Genomic DNA, 8,552 nt, shown 5'->3' on the forward strand with positions numbered 1-8,552 from the left:
CCCAGGCCGGGGGCGGGGGGGGGCGCGCCCGCCGCCGGAGCGTGACGAAACACGGTCCCGGTCCCGTCACGAAATCCCCCGTGCCCGCCCGCGGGGCGGGGCGGTGTCGCCGCCGAGGGCCGCCGTCTCAGAGGCCTTCGATCTCCAGCCGGACCGTTCGCCCGTCCGCGGAGCCCAGCAGGAGGGGGGACCTCGGCATCTCGTACGCCCTCGTCCCGTCCGGAGAGGACATGGTCGCGCTCCAGGCCGGAAAGACGAGGGTGAGGCGCGTCCGGAGGTAGACGTGGCGGTCGAAGAGCCAGGCCTGCGCGGGGCCACCGCTCACTCGGAGCGCCGCGGCCCGCCGGGGGACCACTCCCTCCAGGACGTTCATCAGCGTGACGTGTTGGGCCATCCGCGAAGCCTACGTCCGGAGCCGGCCGGCGGCTACGGTCTTTCGAAGGCCTGGAGCACGCCGCCGATCGAGAAGCACAACGCGCCGGTGAGCGTGCCCCAGTTGGCGATGTCGGTGTTGATCAGGCTTCCTGTGGCGGGCCGGGTGAAGGCGGCCAGTGCGGAGACCATGAAGAGCACCGACCCGAACTGGTTCACCGCGACGACCCACCAGCCGAGGCTGCGCGAGCGCAGGCACGGCCGGGCCCGGTGGCAGATCTCCACGAACGCCAGGTGCCCCGAGGCCAGGAACAGCAGGCATCCGATCACGTCGGGCGTCCAGATCAGCCGGTTGGTCTGCTGGACGGTGAGTCCCTGCAGGAAGGAGTCCAACAGGTTGACGCCGAACACGAGCGTCCCGACGAAGAGCACGAAGGCGCTCAGCCAGGCCACGCGCATCGGTTCGTACCCCCACCACCTCCAGCGGGCCGTGACCAGTGGCCCGCCCCCGTGGGTGTGCCGGGGCGCGTTCAGTACCTGCAGGAGCGAGGTGTAGCCGCCGGTGTTGAAGAACAGGCCGCCCGCGAAGTAGATCGAGGCGCTCTCCAGCGGGTCCCCCGATCCGAACTGGGCCACGGCGGCGCCGAGGGCGAAGAGCGCTCCGCCGATGACGAACGCACCCGAGGCGACGGCGTTGAGCCTGCGCAGACGGCCGACGGCTTCGGCGTCGGCCGCCGGGGACAGGGTGAGCGAGTCTCCCGGGCCACGGACCGACAGTGCCCCGCGCCTGCGCGCGACCCGCGACTCCCACACCACCGTTCCCCCTTCGGGGCGGTGCCAGGTGAGCCGGGTGGTGAAGGGTCCCGCGCCCTCGGCGCGTTGATCGGGCTGTCCCACGGCGCGAGCGTAGCCCTCCGGGCGGCCGCCGGCGGAGCAGGCCCGCCGTGCCGCGCCGAGGTCGGGCCCGGTGCGCTCCGGCCCGTCGACCGCGTCGGCCGGGGCGCGGGCGGCCGCGGGTCAGAGGCTGCGGGCGGTGATGTCGCCGTAGGAGGTGGTCGCCCGGACGTCGAGGACGGCGTCGGCGCCGTCGGCGTTGCCGAGGGAGTTGTGGATGCGGCCGTAGGCGGTGCCGGCGTCGAGGGTGGCGGAGGTTCCACGGGCGGCGCCGACGGTGATGTCGCCGTGCTCGGTGCGCAGTTCGACGGTGCCGCGGCGGGCCTCGACGATGTGGAGGTGGCCCTTCTGGGTGCTGATCCGGGCGGGGCCGGTGAGGCGGCCGACGGTGATGTCGCCGGCCTGGACGGTGAGGCTGGTGTGCGCGCTCTCGTCGAGTTCGACGGTGGCCTGGGCGCCTTCGAAGGTCACGTCGCCGAGGCGTCCGACGGCGCGGAGTTCGGCGGCGGCGGCCTTCGCCTCGACGTGGGAGCCGGCGGGGAGCTGGATGGTCAGCTCGATGGATCCGGAGTTGCCGAGGATCCGGTTGTCGGCCTCGGCGGCCCCGATGCGCAGGACTCCGTCGGCGTAGTCGACCGTGGTCCGCTCGGCGGCCTTCACGTCGCGGCTCTTGGAGCCGTCGGCGGGCCGGACCTCGACGGTGGTGTCGGCCCGGTCGGCGGCGACGAGCCGGATGCGTCCCGCGGGGATGTCGAGGACGACGGAGACCGGGGCGGTGGTGTCGAACTTCTGCATGATGCTTTCCTTCACCTCGTTGTTTCTGATGATGGAAAGCTACGTTGCGTTCATAGAGTTGGCAACATATCCGTTGCGCACTGATCGCATTTTCGCAGGTAGATAGCGGGAAATCGTTGCAACGGCCCTGAGTTTAATGCAACGTCAGCGACCTGAAGCGTTGCAATGGATTGAGAGTGAACGCCATGGCCCCCCGCGGCTCGACGGCTGCGGGGACGGACCCGACGTGTGGTGGATCTATTGCGCAGGCTGGAGGATCGCCACCAGACGCCGCGCGGCGTCGGGGGACATCAGGATCTCGTGGATGCGGGCGGAGTGGCGGGCGACCTCCTGCGCGCGGGGGAACATGGCCCGCTCGTAGTGGTGCGCGGCCGTGTCGGGGGCGTGCGGGTCGGCGGCGAGGGCGAGGCCCAGTTCGGCTCCGTCGAGCAGGGCCGCGTTGGCGCCCTCGCCGGACGGCGGCATCAGGTGGGCGGCGTCGCCCAGGAGGGTGACGCCCGGTACGTGGTCCCAGGTCAGCCCGACCGGCAGGGTGGACAGGGAGCGGACCGTGAGCGTCTGGTCGCACGCGTCGATCAGGTCGGTGAACTCCGGCGCCCAGTCGGCGAACTGCTCCCGCAGCCGGGGCCGGGCGCGGGTTGGGTCGTCGAACGGGATGCCGCAGGTGGCGGGCCAGTCCTCGGGGCCCTGGAAGGTCAGGTAGACGCGCAGCCGGCCGTCGCCGTTGAGCTGGGCGGACAGCGAGCGGCCCGGGCCGAAGGCCCAGTAGTTGCCGCGTCCCACCCGGGCGCCGAGGTCGGGCCGGGCGCGGACGAGGTCGGGGACGCCCAGTTCCACGACATGGGCGCCGAGCGGGGTCGGCCGGGCGTCGGTGACGAGGGGGCGCACGCGGGAATGGGCGCCGTCGGCCCCGACGAGCAGGGCGCATTCGGCGGTCCGGCCGCCGGAGAAGTGCAGGCGGTAGCGGCCCCCGGGCAGCGGCTCGGCCCGCTCCAGGGCGTGGTCCCAGGCGACGGCGCCGGGGGGCAGCGAGCCGAGGAGGGTCGCGCGCAGGTCCGCGCGGTCGACCTCGGGGCGGTCCAGCGGGGCGTCGTCGGGGGTGTCCTGCCGCAGCAGGACCGTCCCGGTGTGGTCGAGCAGGCGGTGGTCCTGGCCCTCGCGCCGGGCCATGGTCAGGAACTCCGCCTCCAGTCCGGCCTCGCGCAGCGCTCGCTGGCCGGTGTCGGCGTGCAGATCGAGCATGCCGCCCTGGGTGCGGGCGGTCGGCGACGCGTCGCGCTCGTAGACGACGGCCTCGACGCCGTGCAGGTGGAGGACGCGGGCCAGGAGCAGGCCGCCGGGCCCGGCTCCGATGATGGCGATGCGTGACATGGGTGTGCCCCCTCGGTCGGGATCGGATTCGATTTCGATACGCCGTATTGCGACGGTACACCGTATCGGCGAGATATCGATACACTGTATCGACACAGGGGGTCGGAGGACCCGAGGAGAGGCAGGGGAGCCCGTGCTCATCTGGGAACGGCCCGAGCCGGCCGCACGGTCGTCGCTCAGCCCGCTGAGCCGCGACCGCATCGTGCGGGCCGCGATCGGCCTGGCCGACGGCGACGGACTGCCGGCGGTCTCGCTGCGCAAGGTCGCCGCCGCGCTGGACGCCGGCCCCATGCGGCTCTACCGCTACGTGGACACCAAGGAGGAGCTCCTCGACCTGATGGTCGACGCGGTGTACGCGGAGATCCCCCTGCCCGAACCCGAGGAGGCGGGCGAGGGGGACGGGGCGGACTGGGAGGCGCGCGTACAGAACCTCGCCCATGGCCTGCGCGGCGCGGCACTGCGCCACGAGTGGTTCGCCGACCTCCTCGGCGGCCGCCCGCAGTTCGGCCCCGCGGCCCTCGGTTACCTGGAGGCGATCCTGGCCGCCCTGCGCCGCGCCCCGGGCATCGCCGAGGACGACCCGAACGCCCTGATGCGCGCCCTGCAGGCGGTGAACGGCTACGTACTCGGCGCGGTCCGCCACGAGATCGTCGAACTGCGCGTGGAACGCGAGAGCGGCCAGACGGAACGCCAGTGGCAGGCCGCCTCCGGCCCCTACCTGCGGCGCCTCATCGCCACCGGCCGGTACCCCTCCCTCGCCCACCTCGTGACCCGTGGCGCGGACCAGGAGCCCGCCGCGATGTTCGCCGCCGGCCTGGACGTCATCCTGACCGGCCTGGCGGCTCCGGTCTAGCAGCTGTTGCGGAAGTCGACCGCGCAGTGGCGCTTGAGCCGGTTGCGGACGCGGTTCGCAGGGATCCGGCTCACTCATCGCCTTGATGCCACGTCTGGGCGTGAGACCAGGCTGCGGCCCGCACCTGGCAGGTGCGGGCCGCAGCGGGTTTGCAGGTTCAGGGACCCCTGCCGTCCGAGCTTGTGGTGTTCGCCATCACCTCACGCGTCGTGGGGACCTTGGTGAGGCCAGCCCTTGGGCGGACGGTGCCGCGACTGGATCGTCACGGTCACCGGCTCACTGCGAACCGTCACGCCGTGCGCATCCCTGGCAACGGCGACGAAGGTGTGCTTGCCGTTGGAGCCCGCAACGCGAGCCTTGCACGCCCACTTGCCGCGGGCGTCCACTCTCGCCGCGCAGACGACCTGCCTGCCCTCCACGACAGTGATCCGGGTGCCCGGCACGCCGGTTCCGGTGAAGGACACCGTGCACCCCGGGTGCTCCGCACGCTCCGTGCCGTACGGCCAGCTCCGCTGACAGTCGCTGATGGTGCTGCCGTTCGCGGGAGTCGTGATGACCGGGCCCTGGGGTGCGGTGGCGTTGATCGTGACCGAAACCGCACTGCCATCAGTCCGATTGCCCGCCACATCCGTCGCCGTCGGAACAACCGTGTGCCGGCCATCACCCAAGGCAACCGACGGAGTACAACTCCACTGACCACCCGCACCCACAACCGCCGAACACACCGTCACACCAGACTCCGACAACGTCACAGTGTCCCCAGCACCACCAGTCCCCGAAAACACCGGCGTAGCGTCAGCCAACACGCTGCCGTCAGCGGGCGACGTGATCACCGGAGTCGTGACCGGGGCCACGAGCGTGGTGGTGGTGAACTGGTTGTTCGCAGCGTTGGGGTCCCGGTCGTTTCCTGTCACCGAGGCGGTGTTGGCGATCGACGTGACGCCGCTGGCGGCGGCGGTGCCGGTCAGGGAGATCGTGTTGCTGGAGCCGTTGGCCAGGGCTCCCGCGGTGCACGACAGCCTGCCTCCCGTGACCGAACACCCGGGGGTGGTCGTCGCGGCGTTCTCCAGGCCGGGCGGGATGGCGTCGGTGACCGTGTAGCCGGACGAGGCGTCCGGCCCGTCGTTCGTCACGGTCAGGGAGTACGAGATCGCGCCGCCCGGGACCACGCGCGTCGGCCCGGTCTTCGTCATCCTCAGGTCGACGTCCGAGGCGAAGCACGAGGTCGCGTCCAGGTTCGCGAACCCGGTGGGTGAAGCCTGCGTGGACAGCAGGGTGAAGGTGGGGGTGGCCGATGCGGGGTCCACGACCTGGACGCGGTACAGGTTGCCGGCGTTGGAGACGAACCCGAGATCACCGTTGCCGTAGGTGAACATGCCCCCGTAGTTGGGAGCGGTGGGGAGCGTGCCGGAGAAGTTGGTCGTCGTCCCCGTGGCCGGATCGATCCGGACGATGGCCCCACCGGGTTCCGCACCCCAGAAGAACCCGTTCGCGAAGGTGAGGTCCGAGACCCGCACCGTCTGGGAGACGTTGAGGGTCTGGGTGAGTGTGGCGGTGGCCACGTCGATCCGGTAGATCGCCGGCCTGCCGGCCTGGGTCACCCAATAGTTGCCGCTGCCGTCGAACCCACCTACGGCGTACGGGGCCGTCTGCGCGGGCAGGCCGGCGATCGCGCCGAGGGTGACGGTCGATCCGTCGGGGTTGATCTCGATCAGGTTCTGCGTCGACCCCTGCAACCCGTACATGATTTTGGTCGACGGGTCGATGCCGATCGCGTTGTAGAGCGGTTGGGGCGAACCCACCGGGGAGAAGGTGACCGTGCCCGCCCCCGGGGCACCGGTGTAGAGCTGGACGGTGCTCGGTCCGCTGACGACCATGATCTGGCCGTTGCACGGCCACGGTGTCTGCCGTGCCCGTTGGGCGGCACTTGCGGGGCCCTCGGCAGCGGACGATGCGGCCCCGGCTCGCGCCGGGGACTGGATCGGCACTGCCTGCGCCAGGGCCGGGGCGTACGTCATGGCTACGGCGATGGCCAGCACCGCCACCGTTCGCCAACGCTTTGGATCTACTCGGATTGCACTCACCTCGATGGGGGCTCACTGCTGACGGCCCTGCCCTCAGCGCCTCAACACCGCGGTGCGAGAGCGAGGCCGACCCATCCGAGCACGTGAGCGACCTTCAGCCCCGGTGCATCGTGAACCGTCCCACGAAGATCACCACCGCGCAGTAGCCGGAAGCACCGATCGGCCTACTCCAGCACAGGCACATGCCGGCCCAACCAGGATCACCGCGGGTGTCGCGCCAGGTGTCCGCGCCAGTGGCCGAGGGAGTGCCCGTCACGGCCCGACGTAGACGCAGCGGGGGTCGCTCCAGTCATCGCAGGGACGGCCTTCCGGCACCAGAGCGGCCAGACCCCAGATGCCGGCCGCTACGGCCAGCACCAACAGGATCGCCACCACACGCCTCCATCCGGTGTCCCACTGCCCCAGCAGGAAAGCCGACGCCGGGAGCCAGAAGGATATGGAGACGATCACCGCGAGGAAGATGCCGACGCCTGTCATTCCCCACAGGTGCCCGCCGCGCGGGCCGGGGAACCGGCTTCGCCGCCTGCGCCTCGCCGCGCGGGACGGACCGGACGTCGTGGATCGGCCGGTCAGTTCGTCGACTGCTCGACGAGGGCGGCGATGCGGGTCTCCACCTCGGGCGTCACCTCGGTCAGGGCGAAGGCCGCCGGCCACATGGGGCCGTCGTCCAGCTTCGCGGGGTCGCTGAACCCGAGGGTGGCGTGACGTGCCTTGGACTTCTCGGCGCCGCGCGCTCCTCCCCGCACCGTGGGAGCCCCGCCCTGGTGGCGGCGGCGAGGCGGCGGTAGGTGTCGGGGGACATGCCGACCAGTTCGGTGAAGCGGGTGCCGAAGGTGCCCGCGGAGGTGCAGCCGACGGCGGAGCGGACCTCGGTGACGCCGAGGTCGCCGTGGCGCAGCAGCGCCGTTGCGCGTTCGACCCGGCGGGCCATGAGGTAGGCGTACGGGGACCGGCCGTACGCGAGCCGGAACTGGCGGCCGAGGTGCCCGGCGGGGAGGTCCGCGTCGCGGGCGAGGGCCTCGACGTCCAGCGGCCGCGCGTACTCCCGGTCGATCCGGTCGCGTACGCGGCGCAGCCGGGCGAGGTCGTTCAGGCGCTGCGCCGCGATGCGGGCACGGCCCCATGCGGGGTGGCACACGAGAGGACTCCTGTCGTCGGGGGCCGTACGGCTCAGCGCAGTTGCTGGATGCGGATCAGGTTGCCCGCGGGGTCGCGGAAGGCGCAGTCGCGGATGCCGTAGGGCTGCTCGGTCGGCTCCTGGACGACCTCGGCGTCGCAGGCCTGGACCTTGTCGAAGACGGCGTCGAGGTCCGGGGTGGCCAGGAGGATCCAGCCGTAGGTGCCCTTGGCCATCATCTCGGCGATGGTGCGGCGCTCGTCCTCGGTGATCCCGGGGTCGGCGGCGGGCGGCGCGAGGAGGATGGACGTGTCGGGCTGCCCCTTGGGGCCGACGGTGATCCAGCGCATCCTGCCCTGTCCGACGTCGCTGCGGACCTCGAAGCCGAGGGCGTCGCGGTAGAAGGCGAGCGAGGCGTCCGGGTCGTCGTGGGGGAGGGCGCTGGTGTGGATGGTGAGGTTCATGACGTCAGGCTAGGGGTGGTCGGGCGGCCCGTGCTTCTCGATTCCTGACCGGTCGTGACACGGGCCGCCGGCGGCCCCGGCCGACCGGGGTCAGGCGGGGCGGGTGGCCTTGCCGTCCAGCCAGAGGGTGTCCGAGGCGTCGCGGTGGACGCCGGTGCTTCCGACGTGCTTGGCGTCGATCTTCGGGCCGTTCTTGATGACGTGGACCAGCGCCATGCCGTGGCCGCGGCCCAGGCCGTAGTCCTCCTTGAGCCAGGCGAGGACCGTTCCCGCCTTGGTGGACGGGTCGTCGTAGCCGCGCTCGTGGGCGAGGGCGACGAAGGCGCGGGGCGTGAGGCCCGTCTTGGTCTCGATGGTGTCGAGGTAGGCCTGGAACGACATGGGGACTCCCTTGGGGCGGACGGACGTTACGGAGTGTGGACCGGGGCCGGGAGCGAAACTCATCGGTCGGTGGGCGATGGATTTTCGGCGGTACCTAGGGTGGGGGGAAGGCGGCTCGACGGAGCGCCGGTGGGGGGCGGGAACGTGGTGGTGCGTGGGCGGAAGGCGCTGGTGTGCGCGGTCGCGGCCGTGGCGGTCGGCGCCACGGTGGTGGGGACCCT

The 8,552-nt window shown here is 71.9% G+C and carries 10 protein-coding genes; 1 reads left to right on the plus strand and 9 read right to left on the minus strand.

Going from position 1 to position 8,552, the window contains the following annotated elements; genetic code table 11:
* Nucleotides 1–127: 127 nt before the first annotated feature.
* The 4 genes from ABZW32_RS37795 to ABZW32_RS37810 all read right to left on the minus strand — a co-directional run bounded on the left by ABZW32_RS37795 (nucleotide 128) and on the right by ABZW32_RS37810 (nucleotide 3,432).
* On the minus strand, nucleotides 128–394 hold the full coding sequence (locus ABZW32_RS37795; protein WP_356225153.1) for a DotH/IcmK family type IV secretion protein: 267 nt from the start codon (nucleotides 392–394) through the stop codon (nucleotides 128–130).
* Between the two features lie 32 nt (nucleotides 395–426).
* The gene (locus ABZW32_RS37800) at nucleotides 427–1,269 is read right to left on the minus strand and encodes a hypothetical protein (RefSeq protein ID WP_356225155.1); all 843 of its coding nucleotides are present in this window, start codon (nucleotides 1,267–1,269) and stop codon (nucleotides 427–429) included.
* Between the two features lie 120 nt (nucleotides 1,270–1,389).
* Nucleotides 1,390–2,061, minus strand: a complete 672-nt coding sequence (locus ABZW32_RS37805; protein WP_356225157.1) for a DUF4097 family beta strand repeat-containing protein — start codon at nucleotides 2,059–2,061, stop codon at nucleotides 1,390–1,392.
* 237 nt (nucleotides 2,062–2,298) lie between these two features.
* Nucleotides 2,299–3,432, minus strand: coding sequence for an NAD(P)/FAD-dependent oxidoreductase (locus tag ABZW32_RS37810; protein WP_356225159.1), 1,134 nt, complete (start codon nucleotides 3,430–3,432; stop codon nucleotides 2,299–2,301).
* A 133-nt stretch (nucleotides 3,433–3,565) separates the two neighbouring features.
* On the opposite strand from ABZW32_RS37810, the gene ABZW32_RS37815 reads away from it, so the two are divergent.
* Nucleotides 3,566–4,285 (plus strand): TetR/AcrR family transcriptional regulator C-terminal domain-containing protein, encoded by a 720-nt coding sequence (locus ABZW32_RS37815; protein WP_356225161.1) that lies wholly within the window; start codon nucleotides 3,566–3,568, stop codon nucleotides 4,283–4,285.
* Between the two features lie 200 nt (nucleotides 4,286–4,485).
* Here ABZW32_RS37815 and ABZW32_RS37820 read toward each other — a convergent pair whose 3' ends face one another.
* From ABZW32_RS37820 to ABZW32_RS37840, 5 genes are all read right to left on the minus strand, one after another.
* Complete coding sequence (locus ABZW32_RS37820; protein WP_356225163.1) at nucleotides 4,486–6,324, minus strand: Ig-like domain-containing protein; 1,839 nt, start codon at nucleotides 6,322–6,324, stop codon at nucleotides 4,486–4,488.
* Between the two features lie 297 nt (nucleotides 6,325–6,621).
* Entirely contained in the window at nucleotides 6,622–6,846 is a 225-nt protein-coding gene (locus ABZW32_RS37825) for a hypothetical protein (protein WP_356225165.1), read from the minus strand.
* A 154-nt stretch (nucleotides 6,847–7,000) separates the two neighbouring features.
* Nucleotides 7,001–7,507, minus strand: coding sequence for an AraC family transcriptional regulator (locus ABZW32_RS37830; RefSeq protein WP_356225167.1), 507 nt, complete (start codon nucleotides 7,505–7,507; stop codon nucleotides 7,001–7,003).
* A 32-nt stretch (nucleotides 7,508–7,539) separates the two neighbouring features.
* Complete coding sequence (locus ABZW32_RS37835; RefSeq protein WP_356225169.1) at nucleotides 7,540–7,950, minus strand: VOC family protein; 411 nt, start codon at nucleotides 7,948–7,950, stop codon at nucleotides 7,540–7,542.
* Between the two features lie 90 nt (nucleotides 7,951–8,040).
* Nucleotides 8,041–8,331 carry a DUF4287 domain-containing protein gene (locus ABZW32_RS37840; RefSeq protein WP_356225171.1) on the minus strand — a complete coding sequence of 97 codons (291 nt, stop codon included), beginning with the start codon at nucleotides 8,329–8,331 and terminating at the stop codon, nucleotides 8,041–8,043.
* Between the last annotated feature and the right edge of the window lie 221 nt (nucleotides 8,332–8,552).

This window comes from Streptomyces sp. NPDC004667 (assembly GCF_040609475.1).
In the GTDB taxonomy this organism is placed as follows: domain Bacteria; phylum Actinomycetota; class Actinomycetes; order Streptomycetales; family Streptomycetaceae; genus Streptomyces.

Coding starts and splice junctions, on each gene's coding strand:
- ABZW32_RS37795 (WP_356225153.1), bottom strand. CDS start 394: ATGGCCCAACACGTCACGCTGATGAACGTCCTGGAGGGAGTGGTCCCC.
- ABZW32_RS37805 (WP_356225157.1), bottom strand. CDS start 2,061: ATGCAGAAGTTCGACACCACCGCCCCGGTCTCCGTCGTCCTCGACATC.
- ABZW32_RS37810 (WP_356225159.1), bottom strand. CDS start 3,432: ATGTCACGCATCGCCATCATCGGAGCCGGGCCCGGCGGCCTGCTCCTG.
- ABZW32_RS37825 (WP_356225165.1), bottom strand. CDS start 6,846: ATGACAGGCGTCGGCATCTTCCTCGCGGTGATCGTCTCCATATCCTTC.
- ABZW32_RS37835 (WP_356225169.1), bottom strand. CDS start 7,950: ATGAACCTCACCATCCACACCAGCGCCCTCCCCCACGACGACCCGGAC.
- ABZW32_RS37840 (WP_356225171.1), bottom strand. CDS start 8,331: ATGTCGTTCCAGGCCTACCTCGACACCATCGAGACCAAGACGGGCCTC.